This is a genomic window from Promicromonospora sp. NPDC019610, assembly GCF_044389365.1.
Classification (GTDB): Bacteria; Actinomycetota; Actinomycetes; order Actinomycetales; family Cellulomonadaceae; genus Promicromonospora.
This window is the reverse complement of sequence record NZ_JBIRXX010000004.1, coordinates 392,185-410,505: the sequence shown is the minus strand read 5'-3', so window position 1 is coordinate 410,505 and position 18,321 is coordinate 392,185. Positions and strand designations below refer to the sequence as shown.

Sequence of the window (18,321 nt, the reverse complement as noted above, 5' to 3'; positions counted from 1 at the left end):
CACCCTGGTGCCTACGCGCCCCGTCGGACGGCGCCGCGCGCCCCCACCAGCGTCACGACGGCGACGACGGCGCACACCACCGCGGTCGTCAGCAGCCCGACGGCGAAGCTCGTGCCGGCCGCGATGAAGCCGACCACCAGCGAGCCGATCCCGGTGCCGGTGTCGAAGCCGATGTTCCAGACGGCGCTGGCGACGCTGCGCTCCCGGTCGGGCACGGCCGCGAACGCGCTGACCAGCGTGAGGTTCTGCAGGCTGCCGTAGGAGACGCCGACGACGGTCATGCCCACGACCAGCCCCGCGGCGCCGGGGCCTGAGCCGGTGAGCGACCAGGCGCACAGCCCGAGGGCCGCCGCGCAGAGCGCCAGCAGGGGCGGGACGAACCGGCGCGGCCCGTACCGGTCGGCCAGGCCGCCGACCAGCCAGCGGGACAGGGCCGCCGCGACCGTGAGGCCGAGCAGCCCGGCCATCGCGACGAGCGCCCCGTAACCGAGCTGGGGCGCGAACGTGAGCAGCGCTCCCCCGGGCGTGGTGACGGCGAGCAGCACGAGGGAGGGCAGGGCCAGCGCGAGCAGCATGCGCGCCCGGCCGGGTGCCGCGCCGTCGGGCACGTGTGATGCGGCGCCCTCGGCGTGGCCGGCGACGAGCAGGTCCAGCCGCCGTCCGAGGGCCACCGCGAACGGGACGGCGAGCGCGGGCAGCGCGCCGAGGACGAACACGACCCGGAAGTCGACGGACTCGGCGACCCACGCGGCGCTCGGCGTGAGGAACACCTGGGGAGCCGCCACCGCGAGGCCGTAGACGCCGATCGCGCGGCCGCGGCGGGAGACGTCGACCAGCTCGGCGATCGCCGTCGCGCCGCACACGGTCACCACCGCGAAGCCGGCGCCGCGCACCGCGGACGCGGCGAGGATCCACCCGAGCTGGTCGGTGAGCAGGAACGCCAGGGACGGGAGCCCGAGCAGCAGCACCCCTACCATCAGCGTGGTGCGCCAGCCGAGGCGGCGCAGCGCCCAGGGCACCGTCGTCTGGAAGGTGACGGTGGCGAGCATGAGGACGGCGTTCACCAGCCCCGCGCCGCCCTCGTCGGCGCCGCCGTGGGTGGCCCACAGGGGCGCCGTCGGCAGCAGGAGCGCGTAGCCCGCGAAGCCGAACAGCGACATCCAGACCAGGGCCCGGATCCCGGGCACCCGCAGCACCGGCCCGCCCGGGTCGGCGGGGGCGCTCACGTGGACCTCGGGCGCCGGGCGACCGCCCAGCGGAAGGCGTTCAGCAGGCGGTAGCTGCCGTCGGGACGGCGGAACGGCGCGGCGGCCTCGACCACCACGGGCGCGAGCTCCGCGACCGTCGTGCCGCCCTCGCCGAACAGGATGCCGCGCACCAGGTCGTTCGCGTCCCGGGCCGTCCACGGGACCGGCACCACTCCCTGGTCGAGCACCGCCCAGCCCGCGTCGGCGAGCACGGCGGCGAGGCCGCCCGGCAGGCGGAGCGGGCCGTCCTCGGGCGGCTCCTCGTCGTCGGCCTCCGCGAGCGCCACGTTGATCGCGTCGAGGTCGTTCCGGGTCCGGTCGGCCCAGCCGGCCAGGCCGACGACGCCGTCCGGCGCCAGCACGCGGGCGATCTCGGCGAGCGCGTCGTCGGTGTCGTCGGCGAACTGGACGGCGTTCACGGCGAGCACGGCGTCGAACGCGCCGTCGTCGAACGGGAGGTCCTCGACGTCGCCGCGGCGCACGTCCGAGCCGACGGCGCGGGCCCGCGCGAGCTCGACCATGCGGCGCGCCGGGTCGACGCCGCTCGCCCGCGCGCCCTGCTCCTGGAGGTGTTCGAGCAGCTCGCCGCTGCCGCAGCCGACGTCGAGCACCCGGCTGCCCGGGCCGATCCCCGCCGCGTCCAGGAGCGGGGCCCAGACCGGGCGGGCGAAGGTGCCCCAGTACCGGCCCCAGTCGTCGGCGACGGCGGACCAGGGGTCGTCGGGGGCGGCGGGCATGCGGCGAGACTAGCCCAGCCCGCCCGCGACCTCGCGGAGCGCTCGGACCACGGCGTCGACGCCCGCCGCGCGGTCCGGGCGGGTGATCGCGACCGCGGCGCGGCCGAGCCAGGCCGGGTCGTCGACGCGCACCGTGACGACGTCGGCCGGGATCCCGGGGACGACGAGCTCGGGCACCGTGGTGACGCCCAGCCCGGCGGCGACCAGGCCGAGACGGGCGGGCCACTCGCGCACCGCGTGCACCACGTGGGGCGCGAGCAGTGTGGGCCAGGCGCCGAACTGCGGGTCGCCGCGCAGGCCCTTGCCGACGATCCACTCCTCCTCGGTCAGCTCCGCGACCGGGACCTGGTGCCGGCCCGCGAACCGGTGGTCCCGCGACACCGCGACCAGCGAGCGACCGTCCGCGAGGTGGTCGCGGCGCAGCCCGGCGAGGTCGTACGCGGGCAGGTCGGCGCCCACGCCGATGACGGCCACGTCGATGCGGCCCGCGCGGAGCTGCCGGAGCTGGGTGGGGGTCGACGCCTCGTGCAGGTCGACCGTGAGGCCCGGGTGCCGCTCCCGCAGGACGGCGACGGCGCGCGGCGCGAGCACCCACGTCGCCGTCGGGAAGGCGCCGAGCACCACACGGCCGCCCAGGGTGTCGCTCAGCCCCGCGAGGTCCTTGCCCACGGCGTCCAGCTCGGCGAGGACCACCGCGGCCCGGCGCGCCACGAGCGTGCCCGCCGGGGTGGGGGCGACGCCACGCGCGCCGCGCACGAACAGGGGCACGCCCGCGGCGGCCTCGGCCGCGGCCACCTGACGGGACACCGCGGACTGGGTGTAGCCGAGCAGGTCGGCCGTCGCGGTGAAGGACCCGGTGCCGACGACGGCGTGGACCACGCGTAGCGCGGTGACGGTGAGCTCGGCCATGGACCCATCATGAGCCATGCGGTGGGCGCATGTCTGGTGTGCCGAAGAGTCGCTGGTGGAATGGGTCGCGCCGCCGCACGATGGAGGCATGCACACCACATGGTTCATCACCGGAGCAGCCAAGGGTCTCGGTCGCGAGTGGGCCGAGGCCGCCCTCGAACGTGGCGACCACGTCACCGCCACCGCGCGGGACGTGTCCGCGCTGGAGCCTCTGACCAGCAAGTACGGCGAGGCCGTGCTGGCCCTCCCCCTCGACGTCACCGACCGGCCCGCCGTCCAGGCCTCCGTCGACCGCGCCGTCGAGCACTTCGGGCGGCTCGACGTGGTCGTCAACAACGCGGGGTACGGCCAGGTCGGCATGGTCGAGGAGGTGACCGAGCAGGAGCTGCGTGCCCAGCTGGAGACCAACTTCTTCGGCACGGTCTGGGTCACCCAGGCGGTCCTGCCGGTCCTGCGCGCGCAGGGTTCGGGCCGCATCCTGCAGGTCACGAGCGAGGGCGGCGTGCGCGCCTTCCCGGGGTTCGGCGCCTACCACGCGTCCAAGTGGGCGGTCGAGGGTCTCTCCGAGGCCCTGGCGCAGGAGGTGGCGCCGTTCGGTGTCCACGTGACGAACGTCGAGCCCGGCCCGTACGCGACGGGGTTCGGCGCCGGGCTCCGCGCCAGCGCCGAGCACCCGGACTACGCCGAGGCACGGGTCGCGACGGCGCCCGAGTTCGAGCTCGGGGACCCGCGCGCCACGCGCGACGCGCTGCTGCGGATCGTCGACGCCGAGCGACCGCCGCTGCACGTCTTCCTCGGCAAGCCGCTCGCCGACGTCGAGCAGATCTACGCCGAGCGCCTGCGCACGTGGCGCGAGTGGGAACCCGTGGCGCTGGCGGCGTTCGGGGCCTGAGCCCCGAACGCCCGCGGGCGGTGCCGACGGAACGGGTCAGAGGACGCGCTGCGCCTTGGCCATGTTCGCCTTGAGCTCCTCGGCGTTCTGCCGGGAGACGTAGGCCGGGCGGTCGCGCTCGAAGCGCCAGGACTCGCTGAGCGGGCCGGCGCTGACGGTGTCGAAGCCCGCCTCGTCGTAGAACCGCGTGACGAGCTCCACGGCCTCGGGGAAGTCGCTCGCCGTGGCGAGGGCCCGGCGGTTCGGGGTGCCGGCCGGCGTCCCGTCCGTGGTGATCGTCGGGGCCGTGATCTGGTTGAACGCCTTGACGACCTTCGACGTCGGCAGGTGCTCCTGGAGCAGGCCGGCCGTGGTCGCCTCGCCGCGGTCCAGGGCCTCGATGTGGCCGTCGCGCTCCCAGTAGTAGTTGTTGGTGTCGAGCACGACCTTGCCCGCCAGCGGCTCCACCGGGATGTCGCGGTAGGCCTTCAGCGGCACCGAGATCACGGCGACGTCGGCGGCCTCGGCCGCCTCCTGAGCGGTCGCGGCGCGGGCCTTGGGCCCCAGCTCCTCGACGAGGTCGGCGAGCGTCTCGGGGCCGCGCGAGTTGGCGATCACCACCTCGTTGCCCTGCGCGATCGCCACGCGGGCGACCTGGCTGCCGATGTTCCCTGCTCCGATGATGCCGAAGGTAGTCATACGCTCGGCAACCCCGCGGACGTGCGCCGCATTCCACCCGCTCCCGCCCAGGGATTTCCCGGCGGCCGTTCGTACGATGGCCCCCATGGTGAACGGCGACGCGGGAGCCCAGGCACGGTCGTACCGGAGGGCCCCGGAACGGCGCGCCCAGATCCTCACGAGCGCCATCGCCGTCTTCGCCGAGCGCGGCGTGGGCGCGTCCCTGCGGGCCATCGGCGAGGCGATCGGCGTCTCGCACGCCGCGCTGCGCTACTACTTCGCGCACCGCGACGAGCTGCTCGTCGAGGTGTACCGGACGCACGAGGCCCGTGCCGCGGAGCCCGCGGCGCCGGAGGAGGTCTCGGCGGTCGCCCTGATGGAGCGCAGCGCCGAGCGCAACGCGACCATCCCCGGCCTGGTCGAGCTGTACGCGACGCTCACCACCGACGCGCTCCAGGCGGAGCAGCACCCCGACACCCGCGAGTTCGTGCGGGCACGGTTCCGGGGGGTCCGCGCCGACCTGGCCGAACGGGTCCGCGCCGGCCAGGCCGCCGGCGCGATCGCCGCCGACATCGACCCGGACGATGCCGCCGCGCTGGTCGCGGCGGCATCCGACGGCCTCCAGCTCCAGTGGTTGCTGGACCCGGAGGCCGTGGACGTGCGACGGTCGCTGGAGCTGCTGGAGCGGCTCCTGCCGGGCGGCGACCGCGATACGCCGCGGCCGGCCGGCGGGGCGCGGCCTGCCGGCGGGGCGGCGGAAGCACTGCCGGATGCTCCTGGGGGCGCGGTCCGGTGACCGGCCCAGGCGGGGACTGCGGAACCCTGCCCCGTAGGCCCGCGCCGCCGAACTCCCGTCGTGAGCAGGCTGAGCCGCCCCCACGGTGCTGGTCGCCGCCGCGGTCGTCGTACCGCTGGCTCTCGCCGCCCGGTCGCGATGTGTACTCGGACGGCACCCGTCGGGTGGGCTGAACTTCGTTCGGCTGTGACCCGGCTTTGCTGGCCCAGCCGGACAGTTCGGCCTGGCCGAACTCGGCGGGTCCAGCACGATCGGAATTCAGCCCACCCGACGGGTGCCATCCGAGTACACCTTGCCTCGCCGAGCGGCCCGCCAGCCCGCCAGCCCGCCAGCCGGCCAACCCGCCGGCCGGCCCGCCAGCCCGCCGGCCCCTACCCCGTCGCCTCCGCCGGGTCCCAGCCCTCCGGCAGGGGCGCGATCGGTGACACGTCCGACGTGATCTTCACCGGCTGCCCGGCCGCGGCAGCGTCCCGGATCCCGAGCAGGATGTCCAGGACGTGCGCCGCCACCGCGCCCGACGCCCGCTCGGTGCCGCCGTCGCGGATCGAGCGCACCAGGTCGACGACGCCGGCCCCGCGCCCGAACTGCGGGCCGGACGCCGGGAGCGCCGTCGGCTCGTCGGAGCCGTAGCGCCACAGGGAGGAGGCGCCGTCGAACCCGTTCGGGTCGGGCAGCACGATCGTGCCCTCCGTGCCGTTGACCTCGACGAACCCGCTGCGGGGCAGCGCGTGCTGGAACGAGAACGTCGACTGCGCCGAGCGTCCCTCGCCGAACTCGATGATCGCCGCGTGGTGGGTCGGCACCTCGACGGGGAACACCTCGCCCGCCCGGGGGCCGCTGCCGATGGTGCGGGTCTGGCGGGAGGTGGAGGCCACGGCCTGGACCCGGGTCGCGGAGCCGAGGACGTGCACCAGCGTGGTCACGTAGTACGGCCCCATGTCGAACAGCGGGCCGCCGCCGTGCGCGAACAGGAAGTCGGGGCTCGGGTGCCACGACTCCGGCCCGGGCACGTGGAACATCGTGGTCGCCGTCAGCGGCTCCCCGATGTCGCCGCGCGCGATCGCCCGCAGCGCCGTCTGGATGCCGGCGCCCAGCACCGTGTCCGGGGCGCACGCGACGCGTAGGCCGCGCGCCTCGGCGTCCGCCAGCAGCGCGGCCGCGCCGTCGGCGTCGAGCGCGACCGGCTTCTCGCTCCACACGTGCTTGCCGGCCGCCAGGATGTGGTGCCCCACCTCGGTGTGCACCGCGGGGACGGTCAGGTTCACGACCACGTCGACGTCGTCCCGGGCCAGCAGCTCGTCCACGCTGCCCGACGCCGGCACGCCGTACTCCCGGGCCCGCTCGGCGGCGCGCGCGAGGTCGAGGTCCGCGACGAACCGCACCTCGACGTCGGCGAACCGTGTCAGGTTCTCCAGGTACTGGGTCGAGATGTTGCCGGCCCCGACGATGCCGACGCCGGCGACACCCGCCACACCCGCGCCCGCCGCGCTCATCGGTCGTGCTCCGACAGCCAGGCCAGGGACTGCGCGATGCCCTCGAACACGTCCCCGCCGTAGGCGTCGAACTCGATCACCCGGGTCGCCGCCGGGGCCGCCGCCAGGATCGCCGGCACGTCCACCTCGCCCGCGCCGGCCGGCTGCTGCCGCTCCACGTCGCCGTCCAGCGTGCCGTCCTTCACGTGGATCAGGCGCACCCGTTCGCCCAGGGCGGCAAGCAGCGCCGGGACGTCCGCTCCCCCGACGGCCGCCCAGTAGGTGTCGACCTCCAGCACCACCCCGGGCGCCAGGTCCTCGACGAACACCTCGAGGGCGTGCCGGTCGCCCAGGCGGGTGCCCAGCTCCCAGGCGTGGTTGTGGTACCCGAACTCGAGCCCGCGCTGCGCGGCCAGCTCCGCCAGCCCGTTCACGCGCTCCGCGAGCCGCGCCACCTGGTCGGCGGTCTGCCACTCCTCGGCGGGCAGGAACGGGTCGATCACGGTCGCCATCCCCAGGGTGCCGGCCGCGTCGAAGATCGCCTCCGGGGTCTCCGCCGCGAGCACGGGCGCATGGCCCGACGGCGCGGTCACGCCCGTCGCGGCGAACGCCCGCAGGTAGTCGTCGGTGCGCTCGTGGAAGGCGTACGGCTCCACGTGCCGCAGGCCGATCTCGGCCAGGCGCGCCACCGCGCCGTCCAGGTCGTCAGCTACCGCGTCTCGGACCGAGTAGAGCTGTACGGATGTCGCAGGCGTCGTCGGCATGGAACTCCTTCGTTCGGCACGGCCTCTCCCCGGCCACCCCGTTGCGGCCGCGTCGCTGAGTACCGCCGACGATCGTAGCGACGAAATTCTTACAGTGGAAGATTCTGTGCGCCTCCGCTCACGTCCAACCACCACTCCAGCCGGCCGCGCCCGTCCAGGTGGGCCAGCCGGTCCGGGGTTGCGCGGTCGAGGTTGGTCTCCGCTCCGAGCATCGGCTCGACGCCGACCGACCGGTACGGGCCGTCGTCCGGCCAGCCGCCGAGGTTGCGCCACACCACCAGCGACACCGGGGCGGCGTACCCCCGCGCCACGCCCCAGCGCAGCGCGAGCCGGTCGGCACCGTCCACGACGTCGAGCCGGTCGGTCGCGACCACGGCGCACCGGGCGGTCCCGTCGTCCGGGCCGAGGACGTCGAGCGGCACCCCCCTGCCGTCGGGCCACGTGCTGGCCCGCGTCGCGCCCGGCTCCGGCCACTCGACCACGAGGGTGTCCGGGCGGCCGGGGACCTCCAGGCGCGCGTCCGGACCGAGGTCGAGCAGCAGGTGCACCGCGTGCAGCAGCCCCGCGCCGGGCGGGCCGTCGATCGTGTAGCGGGCGCGGACCACGCCGTCGTCCGCGCGGAGGCGGCGGGTCAGGGTGAGGTTCCCGGCCCGGACGCGCGCCGCGCCGTCGCCGCCGTCCGACCAGGGCCTGGACCACACCTCGCCGTGGTCGCTCGGGCCGCCGATCGTGGGCAGGCACTCCTCGCCGCCGCCGGCGTCGACGAACGGGTCGCCGGGGGCGACGCCCGCCCGGGCCGCCGCCGGGACCCGCGGGTTGCGCCAGAGCCACTCGCGCTCCGGCGTGGCCAGCGAGGTCCAGCGGCCGCCCAGGGCCGGGTCGGTGCGGACGGCGAGCGGCCGCCGCGTGCCCAGCGCCGTCACACCCGGTCCAGGAGGACGACGTCGCAGTCCTGCCAGGTCCACGGCACGTCCAGGCCGTCGGCCGCGAGCGCCGCGCCCGTCCGCACGGCGTCCGCGCCCCGGACCCGGTACCGCGCGTCCGGGTCCAGGTCGCGCAGGTGCACGGTGAGTCCCGCGGCACCGGCCCGCCGCCAGGCCAGCACCACCACGGTGTCCGGGCCGGTGTACTGCACCGCGCACGCCGGGTCGGCCGGGGCGCCGTGCCGCCGGACGCGCCCAGTGTGCACCACCGGACGGATCGAGCGGTAGAGGTCGACGAACGACGCCGCCCGCTCGCGGGTCGCTTCGTCCCAGGCCAGCAGGTCCGCGCCGATGCCGAGCACCCCCGCCATGGCGACCACGAACCGGAACTCCAGGCTCGCCGGCGCGCTCTCCCGGTCGGGGTCGAGCTGGTCGGGCAGGTCGGTGACCCAGGAGCTCATGGTCCAGGCGGGCAGCACGCCCAGGAACCCGTGCTGGATCGCGAGCCGGTCGCGCGGCCCCGTCTCGTCGCTGGGCCAGACCACGTCGGTCCGGGCGAGGACGGCGTGGTCGATCCGGCCGCCGCCGCCCGCGCAGCCCTCGACGGTGACCCGCGGGAACTCGGCGCGCAGCATGTCGAGCACCCGGTAGTACGCCTGGGTGTGCCGCCAGGACCAGTCGTCGCCGCCCGGGGCGGTGCGCCCGCCGTCGGCGATGGATCGGTTCATGTCCCACTTGAGGTACGTGATGTCGGTGTCGGTGAGCAGCCGGCGCAGCGTGCCGAGCACCCACTCCTCCACCTCCGGCAGGCCGAGGTTCAGCATGTACTGGTGGCGCAGCGTCTCCAGGGGGCGGCCGTCGACGTGGTGCGCCCAGTCCGGGTGCGCGCGGTACAGGTCGCTGTCGGGGCTCACGGCCTCCGGCTCGACCCACAGGCCGAAGCGCATGCCGAGCTTCCTGACGCCCTCGGCGAGCGGCCCGAGCCCGCCCGGGATCCGCTCGGTGTCGACCTCCCAGTCGCCCAGCGCCGCCCGGTCGGTGGTGCGCCCGCGGAACCAGCCGTCGTCGACCACGAACACCTCCGCGCCCACCTGTGCGGCCGCCGCGGCGAGCCGGAGCTGGTGCTCCACACGCACGTCGAAGGTCGTGGCGAACCACGAGTTGTAGACCACGGGCCGGTGCTCGGGGCCGCGGGTGCGGGCCAGGGTCGCCTCGTACTCGTGCCAGGCCTGCGCGAGGTCGTCGGCGTCCCCCTCGACCCGCACGCCCGCCAGGACCGGGGTCGTCAGTGCGGCGCCGGGGGCGAGCGGGAGGATGCCCGACTCGTCGTCCGGCCCGGCCGAGACGCGGACGTGGTCGGCGAACGGGACGGCGTCGAGGGCCATGCGCCACGAGCCGCTGTACGCGAGCGCGACGCCGTAGCGGACGGGGGCGTCCGTTCCGGCGGAGCGGATCACCCCGTCCGTTCCGGCGGAGCGGACGCCCCCGTCCGTTCCGGCGGGAACGACCGTCACGACCGGCGCGTACGTGTGCGACGTGATGCCCTGCCGGCTGCCGATGCTCAGGGTGCCCGCCCCGAGCGCGGCGCGGAACGGCGTGAACTCCCGCGACCACGCCCCGCCCAGCAGATCCACGCGGGCCCCGCCCGACGTGGGCACGGTGAACGCCCCGCCCCAGCCCCGCAGCACCTCGATCGGCTGCTCCGAACGGTTGTCCAGCCGAGCCCACTTCTCCACGACGTCGTGGGCCGGGTGGGTCCTGACGTGCAGGGTCACGCCGAGGCCGAGCACCTCGTCGGCGAGGGGGCAGACCAGGTGCGTGCCGCCGTCGTCGTCCCGCGTGAGCGTGACCTCGCCGGAGACGGCGAGGCGCGCCCCCCGGACGCCGTCCGCGCGCCGGACCACGAGCTCCGCGCCGTGCACGTTGCGCGTGCCGAGCGCCGTGGCCTCCAGCGGGAGCAGGTCCAGGTCCGCCTCGAAGGACGACGTCGCCGCCACGGGCGGCACCGCCCCGTCGGCACCCGGCCCCCAGCCGACGGCGACCAGCCCGGCCCCGCGCGGCGCCTCGCCCACGACGTACTGACCCGACCGGGTCGGAAGAATCCAGGTCACTTGTTGGCTCCTACGAGAAGGCCGGACACGAACTGCTTCTGGAACAGGAAGAACACGATCGCCGTGGGCACGGCCGCTATCAGGGAGCCTGCCGCGACCACGTTCCACGCGCTGGAGAACCCGCCCTGCAGGTTGAGCAGGGCCGCGGTGATCGGGAACTTCGCCTCGGTACGCAGCACCGTCATCGCCCAGATCAGGTCGTTGAAGATCCAGGTGGTGGCCAGGGCCGCGAGCGCCGCCAGCGACGGCCGCGACAGGGGCAGCACGATGCGCCAGAAGATGCCGCCGGGGCCGGCGCCGTCGAGCCGCGCGGCCTCGAAGACCTCGTTCGGGAGGCTGCGCATGAACCCGTGCAGCACGAAGGTGTAGAAGCCGATGCCGAACCCGACCTGGACCACGACGAGCGCGGTGAGCGTGTCCCCGATGCCGATGGCCTCGGTGATGGACGCGACCGGCACGAGCAGGATCTGCGGGGGCAGCAGGTTGCCGGCGAGCATGGTGAGCAGGATGGTCCGGCGGAACGGGATGTCGAACCGGCTCAGGGCGTACGCGGCGAACGACGACAGCGCGAGGGACAGGATCACGGCGCAGACGGTCACGAGCACGCTGTTGCCGAGGGAGCGCAGCACGCCGCCCGCGGTCAGGGCGGTGGTGAAGCCGTCGAGGCTGAACGACGCCGGGAGGGCGCCCAGGCCGCGGCCCGCGATGTCGTCGTAGGAGCGCACCGCGACGAACAGGACGAACACGATGGGGCTCAGCCACAGCAGCGTGACCGGGACCATCGCGACGTGCAGCCACGGCGAGCGGGCGGGCCTGGGCCGGCGCAGCCGGGGAGCGGGCCGTTCGCGGACCGCCGCGGGTGCGCCGGCGGCGGGTGGGGCGAGTGCTGACATGTCAGTCCTCCGTCCGGGCCTGGCGGGCGAGGTAGGTGATGATGAAGCCGATCGCGAGGGCGAAGATGACCACGGCGATGGCCGAGGCGTAGCCGAGGTTCCCCGTGGTGAAGGCCTGCTGGAACATGTAGGTGCTCAGCAGCTGGGTCTCGTTGTAGGGCCCGCCGCGGGTCATCGCCCAGACGATGTCGAAGGTGCGCAGCGAGTCGATGACGGTCACGGCGAAGACGACCATGTTCACGCCGCGCAGCTGTGGCATGACGATGCGCCAGAACCGCTGCCACGCGTTGGCGCCGTCGACGGCGGCGGCCTCCTCCAGCGTGCCGTCGGTGCCCTTGAGGCCGGCCAGGTAGAGCACCATGATGTAGCCGACCTGGCGCCAGACGGCGGCGATGAGCACCGCCCAGAGGGCGACGGCGGGGTCGGCGAGCCACTGGCGTTCCAGGTGCTCGAGACCGAGCAGACCGAGCGTGCCGTTGATCGGCCCGTCGGGCGCGTACATGACGCGCCAGAACAGGCCGCTGACGGCGAGCGAGACGACCATCGGCAGGTAGATGGCGCTGCGGTAGAGACTCACCATCGGGCCGGGCTTGTTCAGGGTGACCGCGAGGGCGAGGCCGCCCACCACGGACAGGCCGCCGAACCCGAGCACCCAGATCACGTTGTTGCGCAGGGCGGTCAGGAAGATCGGGTCGGCGGCCAGGTCGCGGAAGTTCTGCAGGCCCACGGGCTCGGCCAGGCCGATCCCGTCCCATCGGGTCAGGGCGAGCGAGAACGAGTTGGCCGCCGGCCAGAACACCCAGAACAGCTCGACCACGAACGGGACCAGCAGGAACACCCAGACGAGCAGCGGGACGCGGGCGAACCGGTTCGGGCGGCGGGTCGCGGTGGACGGCTGCGCGCTCACGACGCGAAGACCCCCTCGGCCGCCGTCTGCCACTCGTCGAGGGTCTTCTTCATGGAGCCCGGGTCGGCGAGGAACTTGGTCAGGGCGGTGTCGGCGGTGGCCTGGAGCGCGTCCGAGGAGTCGCGGTTGAAGAACTGCGTGATCTCCTCGGTGTTGTTCAGCAGCTCGATGCCCTTCTGCACCAGCGGGCTGAACGACGTGGTGTCGACGTCGGGCGAGGTAGGCAGGTTGGCGGACTTGGACTGCTCGATGTACTGCTGCTGCGAGTCGGCGGAGGCGAGGTAGCTCAGCAGGTCCAGCGCGCCCTGGTGGTTGTCGCTCCGGGCGGCGGCGAAGAACCCGTCGGTCGGGGCCTCCTCCGCCGTCGGCACCGAGTCGTTGATGACCGGGACCGAGAAGAAGTCGAGGTCGTCGCGCTGGTCCTCGGGGAAGTAGCCGGAGACGAACGCGCCCACCAGGTACATGGCCGACTTGTCCTGGGCCACGGGCGTCGCCGCGTCCTGCGCGGTGTACGACGCGGCGTTCTTGTCGAAGTACGGGATGAGCCGCTTGTACTCCTCCATGACGGCCACGACCTCGGGGTCGTTGAAGGCGTGCTCGCCGGCCAGCAGCTCCCGGTGGTACTGGGCGCCGTTGATCCGCAGGTCCAGGTAGTCGAACCAGCCCGACGCCATCCACGGCGTGGACGACAGGCCGTTGGTCAGCGGCACGATGCCCTGGCCGCTGAGGTTCTCGCACAACGCGTGGAACTCGTCCCACGACGTGGGCGGCTCCACGCCCCACTTCTCGAACGCCGACTTCTTGTAGAAGACGCTCCACCAGTAGTAGCTGGTCGGCACGAAGATCTGGTTGCCGGACGCGTCGCTGGACAGGCTGCGCAGCGCGTCGGAGTACCCGGCGCACGGGCCGTCGCCCTCCCACAGCGGCGACACGTCGAGCAGCAGGCCCTCCTCGGCGTAGGACCGGGCCACGGACCCGGCGTACCAGCTCAGCACCTCGGGCGAGTCGCCGGAGCGCAGGTAGTTCGTCAGCTGCGCCCGGAACTGCTCCGTGGCTACCGAGTTCATCGTCACGTCGCCGCCGGGGTAGGCCTTGACCAGCGCCTCCAGGGCGGCCTTCGGGTCGGCGTCCTGGATCGAGTTCTGCAGGGTGACGAGGCCGGAGCTCGCGCCGCCCCCGCCACCCCCGCTGCCGCCCGACGTCGTCCCGACGCACGCGGCCAGCAGGCTCGCCGCACCCAGCGTCATACCGCCCGCGAGCAGCTCGCGGCGGGTGATCGTTCGCTTGGACATCTTTGTTCCTCCTTCGTGCGCCCTCGTTGGCGCATCCTGGTACCGCTCAGATCACGGGCGCGGGTAGGTCCGCGCCCGTCAGTTTCCCCGGGCCTGGTCCACAGCCTCCCCGACGACGGCGGCCGGCCCGTGCAGCAGCGCCTCGCCGCGGCGGGCGACGGCGTGCCGCAGGTCGGCCGCGTGGCGGGACGCCGCCAGCTCCGGGCGCTCCAGCAGGGCCTCGGCCGTCGCGGTGTCGCCGGCCAGCAGCGCGAGCTGCGCGTCCAGCACGAGCACGCGCCGGTCGCGGGCCCGCAGCGGATCCTCCTCGAACAGCAGGAGGTCGGGCAGCGAGGTGGCGAAGTAGTCCACGCGCGGCACCTCGACGGCGTACGCGTCGCGGTAGGCGCGCAGCGACGCCGTCAGGTCGTCGGCGGCGGCGGTCTCGCCGGTGCGGCGCAGGGCGAGGACCGTCCAGAAGGTCTGCTCACCGTGCTCCTGCGTGCTCATCTCCACGAAGTCGCCACGCTGGGTCGCGGCGGTGCGCCAGGCGTCCTGTGCCTCTTCCGTCCCGGCCACCGCGTCGGTGCCGGCCGCCGCGAGCGCGTCGCCCAGGAGCAGGTGCAGGTTCGCCGTGCTCGCCAGCGGGTGCCGTGCCTCGCCCAGGGTGGGCGGCGGGGCGAGGGCCGCCCGCACGTGCCCGACGGCGTCCGCGGGCCTCCCCTCCGCGAGGGCGTCCAGCGCGCGGTGGGTCTGCGCGCGGTCCCAGGCGAGCAGGGCCTGGCCCTCGCCGCCCTCCCACGGGTGCAGGCGGCGTCCGCCGAGGAGCGTCAGGACCTCGGCGGCCCGGCCCTCCGTGACGAGGAGGTGCAGGGCCTCGACGGCGAGGTCGTCGCGGTCGAGAGGCCCGCCCCGCTGGTCGAGACCGCCGCCCCGCTGGTCGAGCCTGTCGAGACCCCCGAGCAGCGCCTCGAGCCGCTCCCCCGGACCGACCCCCGTGAGTGCGGCGAGCTGGTCGCGCTCGTACCGCAGCCTCGCGTCGTCGGGCGCGACGGCGCACGCCCGGTCGTAGGCGTCGGCCGCGGCGGCCAGGTCCCGCTCGTGGTTGACGGCGGCCAGGCCGATGTTCCGCCAGGCCACCGCGTCGGACGGGTCGAGGGCGACGGCCGCGCGCCACAGCGCGAGCGCGTCGGCCCGGCGTCCGGCGGCGTAGGTCCAGTGGCCCAGGAGCGACCGCGCACGGGCGTCGGACGGGTCGGTGTCAGCCGCCTCGCGCAGCACCGCGGCGTCGGCGAGCCGACCCGGGAAGCACCACGCGGCGTCCACCCCGCGGGCCCGGGTCCGCTCGGCGACGGCCTCGTCCGCGCGCCCGGCCAACTGCAGCACGTGCGCGCGGTGGTACGCGAGCAGCGGCCGGACGGCGGTCTGCCCGGCGGGCCGGTGGTCCTCGCGGGCCTCCGCCTCGTCGAGGCAGGCGAGCGCGGCGTCGTGCTCCCCCACCCCGGCGAGCTCGATCGCGACGTCGAGCAGGGTCTGGGCGTCGCCGCTGGCGGGCTGCCCGTCCAGGTGCCGCAGCCAGGCGTCGAGCGGGTCGAGGGCGCGGGCGGCGGCGAGGGTGGCCGCCGCGTCGGCGTGCCGCCGCAGGCGCCCGTGGCACACCACGCTCAGCGCGAGCGCCTGGAGGTGGTCGGGCTCGGTGCGGCGCACGTCGGCCAGCCGGTCCAGGGCGGCGGCGTACCGCCCGGCGCGCGCGTCGAGCCGCGCCATCCGGTAGCCGGCGGCGGCCCGCCAGGCCCGGGACCAGGCGGCCTGCGCGTAGGCGTCGTAGGCACCCGCGTCGTCGCCGAGCTCCTCGCGGACCAGCCCGAGCAGGTAGACCGCCGTGGTGTCGCGGGGGCTGCGGTGCAGGCGGGTCAGCCGCGCGACGGCGCGCTCCAGGTGGTCGCGCGCTGCCTCCGTGTCACCCGCCACGTAGGCGCGCCGGGCCAGGCCCACCCGGCTCTCCACGTGCCCCGGGTCCCGCTCCAGGGCCGCGTGCCAGTACGGCTCGGGCGAGCGCGTGGCGTGCCGGTACAGGTCGAGGTGCGCAGCGACGAGCGCCAGCTCCTCCACCGTGCCGACCTCGTCGGGGGCGGGCGGCTCCTCGGCGGGATCGGGCTCGGGCTGGTCACGGGGCGCGCCGACCGGGGTCTCGGTCCACGTGACCAGGGTCCGGTCGCCGTGGGTCACCGTGACCGTGAGGGGTCCCGTGCCGGCGGGGACGTCGTGGGTCAGCAGGGCCGGGCGGGTCGGGTCCGCGGCGACGACGGCGGTGGTCAGCACCGCGCCGTCGGCCGAGAGCGTGACCGTCAGATCGTCCAGGGGGCGCGGCACGACGACGCCGACGCGCGCCGTCGTCGGCTCCGCGCCGTCGACCCCGCCCGGACCCGACCGCTCCAGCCGGACCGCGGCGTCGAGCGTGGCCCGGTCCACCGGACCGACGTCACGGAACGGGTACCAGTACTGGGAGAAGACCTTGGTCTCGCCCGGGGCCAGGTACGCGAAGTCGGGCTGGTTGTCGGTGAACACGCCGGCCATGAGCTCGACGTAGTGCGAGCCGTCGTCGGCCAGGTTGGCGTCCCAGGCGTGGCCGAACGGGGCGTTGCCCCAGGTCCACTGCTTCTTGCCGGGCGAGAGGGCGCGGTCGGCGACGTGCACGAAGCCGAGCCGGGCCGCGTGGTCGTAGCCGCCGAAGAACTCCTCGTCGCTCGCGAGGCACATGTACGAGGTGGGCACCGGGATGTTGCGGTACCAGTCCAGACGGTCGCCGCCCCGGTCCGCGAGCGCCGGGTAGTCGATGCCGTAGTAGGGACGGTCCGCGTGCGGGAACGCGGTGATCGCGCGCCGGGCGTGGTCGGCCACGTAGGTGACGTCGTGCGGGAAGAAGGACTGGTAGTCGTCGTCGACCTTGGCCGCCACGTTGGCCCACCAGAGGAACGACTGCGGCAGCTCGCTGCGGTTGTACAGCCGCACGGTCAGCTCCAGCACCGCGCTGTCGGGGCGCAGCCGCACGCCGTGCATGCCCTTCATCCGGGTGAACGGGTCGTGGTCGGAGCACCAGACGACGACGGCGCCGTCCGGCTCCTCCTCGATCTCGACGTCGACCGGCAGGTAGGTGGCCGGACGGTGGTGCTGCGGCCAGTTGAGCTCCACGCCGCCCGCCACCCACGGCCCCGCAAGGCCCACCAGCGCGGGCTTGATCACGGGGTTCGTCCAGAAGAAGTCGCGGCCGCTACCGCGCTCGCGCGCCACGTGGATGCGGCCGCCCAGCTCCGGCAGCACGACCACGCGCAGCCACTCGTTCTCCAGGTGCACCGCCTGCCAGTCGCGCGGGTGGGGCTCGTCGGCGATCTGGTGGTGGAACGGCAGGGGGTACACGCGGCCGGACGAGCCCTGGTAGACGCGCCGGTCCAGGTACGCCGGGAACCGGTCGGGCGGCAGGGGTTCGTAGGTGGTCAGGGTGAGCGGCGCCTGCCAGGCGGCCGCGGCCCGGCCGGCCAGGTCGTCGGGCCGGGCGGGAAGGTCGAGCACGGACTCCACATCGAGCATGGGTCCGACGCTACGAACCTCCCGGGCGCCCCGGAAGCGACGTATCGACGAACTTGCCTGGACGATTCGACGATTCCCGGGCGCGCGGCGGCCCCCTGACGCGGACGGGCGGACGGCGCTACCCTCCAGGGGTGCGCATCCGTGACGGCTTCCCCGGGCAGCGCCTGCGCGTGCTGCCGACCACCGTGGTCCGCGCGACGTCGAAGGCGGGCCCCACCTCGCGCCTGCTGGTCACGGACGCGGGCTATTTTCCGCACGCCACGAACCACGGGCGGGTGCGCCGGACGGGTGCCGTCGGCACCATCGTCATCGTGTCCTCCGCCGGGCGCGGCTGGTGCCGCACCCCGGGCGGCCTGCACCGTATCGGCGCTGCTCAGGCGCTCGTCATCCCCGCGGGCGTGCCCCACGAGTACTGGGCGGACGACGACGACCCATGGACGATCTGGTGGATGCACGTCCGGGGCGACGACGCCGCCGAGTTCGAGCAGCACCTCGCCGGGCACGCCGGGCCGGACGACGTCGCCGTCGTCGAGGTGCACGACCTGGTGCGTGTCGTCGCCGACCTCGAACGCGTCGTCGACGCCCTGGAGACCGACGAGACCTACCCCAGCCTGCTGCGCTGCGCGGGCGCCGCGTGGTCGGTGCTCGCGCAGATCGGCGCCGACGCCGCCGCGGGCAGCCCGGTACGCGGCGAACCGGTCCGGGCCGCGCAGGAGTACCTGCGCACGCACCTGGACGCCGTCGTCGAGGTGGCGGCGCTCGCCCGCCGGTTCGGGCTGAGCACGTCGCACTTCTCCGCGCGGTTCCGGGCGGCGACCGGCGGCGGCGTGGTCGAGTACGTCAAGCGGCTGCGGATGGCGCGCGCGTGCGAGCTGCTCATCACCACGGAGCTGCCCGTCGCCGACATCGCGCGCTCGGTGGGCTACCCGGACCCGTTCTACTTCTCGCGGCAGTTCCGCAGCGTCCACTCGTGCAGCCCGACGGACTTCCGCCGCGGCCTCCACGACCGCTGAGCTCCCGTGCGGTCTGGGTAGGCCGGTGGGTGGTGGGGGGGAATTTAGGTGGGGGGGGGGCCCGGGGGGCGCGCCCCCGCAAATAGGGGGCCCCACCCCCCAACAGGCCGTAACACGGCGGGGGGCGGGGGCGGCCGCCGC

At 74.9% G+C, this 18,321-nt stretch carries 15 protein-coding genes; 3 read left to right on the top strand and 12 right to left on the bottom strand.

From position 1 onward, the window contains the following. Window positions 1-11: 11 nt before the first annotated feature. The 3 genes from ACH45N_RS26690 to ACH45N_RS26680 are packed head-to-tail and all read right to left on the bottom strand — an operon-like array spanning window position 12 to window position 2,893. Window positions 12-1,226: an MFS transporter gene (locus ACH45N_RS26690; RefSeq protein WP_397399098.1), complete on the bottom strand. Its 1,215-nt coding sequence runs from the start codon at window positions 1,224-1,226 to the stop codon at window positions 12-14. Then, window positions 1,223-1,984: a class I SAM-dependent methyltransferase gene (locus tag ACH45N_RS26685; RefSeq protein WP_397399096.1), complete on the bottom strand. Its 762-nt coding sequence runs from the start codon at window positions 1,982-1,984 to the stop codon at window positions 1,223-1,225. The genes ACH45N_RS26690 and ACH45N_RS26685 overlap by 4 nt, the downstream gene beginning before the upstream one ends. Window positions 1,985-1,993: 9 nt before the next feature. Next, a complete protein-coding gene (locus ACH45N_RS26680) occupies window positions 1,994-2,893 on the bottom strand; it encodes a LysR family transcriptional regulator (RefSeq protein ID WP_397399094.1) in 900 nt (299 codons plus the stop codon). A gap of 88 nt (window positions 2,894-2,981) precedes the next feature. Here ACH45N_RS26680 and ACH45N_RS26675 point away from each other — a divergent pair, with 88 nt between their 5' ends. Beyond that, window positions 2,982-3,785, top strand: coding sequence for an SDR family NAD(P)-dependent oxidoreductase (locus ACH45N_RS26675; RefSeq protein ID WP_397399092.1), 804 nt, complete (start codon window positions 2,982-2,984; stop codon window positions 3,783-3,785). Between the two features lie 36 nt (window positions 3,786-3,821). On the opposite strand, the gene ACH45N_RS26670 is transcribed toward ACH45N_RS26675, so the two are convergent. Beyond that, window positions 3,822-4,550, bottom strand: coding sequence for an NAD(P)-binding domain-containing protein (locus tag ACH45N_RS26670; protein ID WP_397399090.1), 729 nt, complete (start codon window positions 4,548-4,550; stop codon window positions 3,822-3,824). Here ACH45N_RS26670 and ACH45N_RS26665 point away from each other — a divergent pair. Next, window positions 4,549-5,238, top strand: a complete 690-nt coding sequence (locus ACH45N_RS26665; RefSeq protein ID WP_397399088.1) for a TetR/AcrR family transcriptional regulator — start codon at window positions 4,549-4,551, stop codon at window positions 5,236-5,238. The genes ACH45N_RS26670 and ACH45N_RS26665 overlap by 2 nt on opposite strands. Window positions 5,239-5,609: 371 nt before the next feature. Here ACH45N_RS26665 and ACH45N_RS26660 read toward each other — a convergent pair whose 3' ends face one another. From ACH45N_RS26660 to ACH45N_RS26625, 8 genes are all read right to left on the bottom strand, one after another. Beyond that, window positions 5,610-6,731: a Gfo/Idh/MocA family protein gene (locus ACH45N_RS26660; RefSeq protein WP_397399086.1), complete on the bottom strand. Its 1,122-nt coding sequence runs from the start codon at window positions 6,729-6,731 to the stop codon at window positions 5,610-5,612. Then, complete coding sequence (locus tag ACH45N_RS26655) at window positions 6,728-7,474, bottom strand: sugar phosphate isomerase/epimerase family protein (protein WP_397399084.1); 747 nt, start codon at window positions 7,472-7,474, stop codon at window positions 6,728-6,730. Before ACH45N_RS26655 ends, ACH45N_RS26660 begins: the two co-directional genes overlap by 4 nt. 89 nt (window positions 7,475-7,563) lie before the next feature. Continuing rightward, entirely contained in the window at window positions 7,564-8,397 is an 834-nt protein-coding gene (locus ACH45N_RS26650; protein ID WP_397399082.1) for a hypothetical protein, read from the bottom strand. Next, a complete protein-coding gene (locus ACH45N_RS26645; RefSeq protein ID WP_397399080.1) occupies window positions 8,394-10,508 on the bottom strand; it encodes an alpha-galactosidase in 2,115 nt (704 codons plus the stop codon). The genes ACH45N_RS26650 and ACH45N_RS26645 overlap by 4 nt, the downstream gene beginning before the upstream one ends. Further along, on the bottom strand, window positions 10,505-11,401 hold the full coding sequence (locus ACH45N_RS26640; RefSeq protein ID WP_397399078.1) for a carbohydrate ABC transporter permease: 897 nt from the start codon (window positions 11,399-11,401) through the stop codon (window positions 10,505-10,507). The genes ACH45N_RS26645 and ACH45N_RS26640 overlap by 4 nt, the downstream gene beginning before the upstream one ends. Before the next feature lies 1 nt (window position 11,402). Beyond that, on the bottom strand, window positions 11,403-12,308 hold the full coding sequence (locus tag ACH45N_RS26635; RefSeq protein ID WP_397399076.1) for a carbohydrate ABC transporter permease: 906 nt from the start codon (window positions 12,306-12,308) through the stop codon (window positions 11,403-11,405). Beyond that, window positions 12,305-13,600 (bottom strand): ABC transporter substrate-binding protein, encoded by a 1,296-nt coding sequence (locus ACH45N_RS26630; RefSeq protein ID WP_397399074.1) that lies wholly within the window; start codon window positions 13,598-13,600, stop codon window positions 12,305-12,307. The genes ACH45N_RS26635 and ACH45N_RS26630 overlap by 4 nt, the downstream gene beginning before the upstream one ends. 78 nt (window positions 13,601-13,678) lie before the next feature. Further along, window positions 13,679-17,167, bottom strand: a complete 3,489-nt coding sequence (locus ACH45N_RS26625) for a DUF5107 domain-containing protein (RefSeq protein ID WP_397399072.1) — start codon at window positions 17,165-17,167, stop codon at window positions 13,679-13,681. A 131-nt stretch (window positions 17,168-17,298) separates the two neighbouring features. Here ACH45N_RS26625 and ACH45N_RS26620 point away from each other — a divergent pair, with 131 nt between their 5' ends. Then, window positions 17,299-18,180, top strand: a complete 882-nt coding sequence (locus ACH45N_RS26620) for a helix-turn-helix domain-containing protein (protein ID WP_397399070.1) — start codon at window positions 17,299-17,301, stop codon at window positions 18,178-18,180. Window positions 18,181-18,321: the final 141 nt, after the last annotated feature.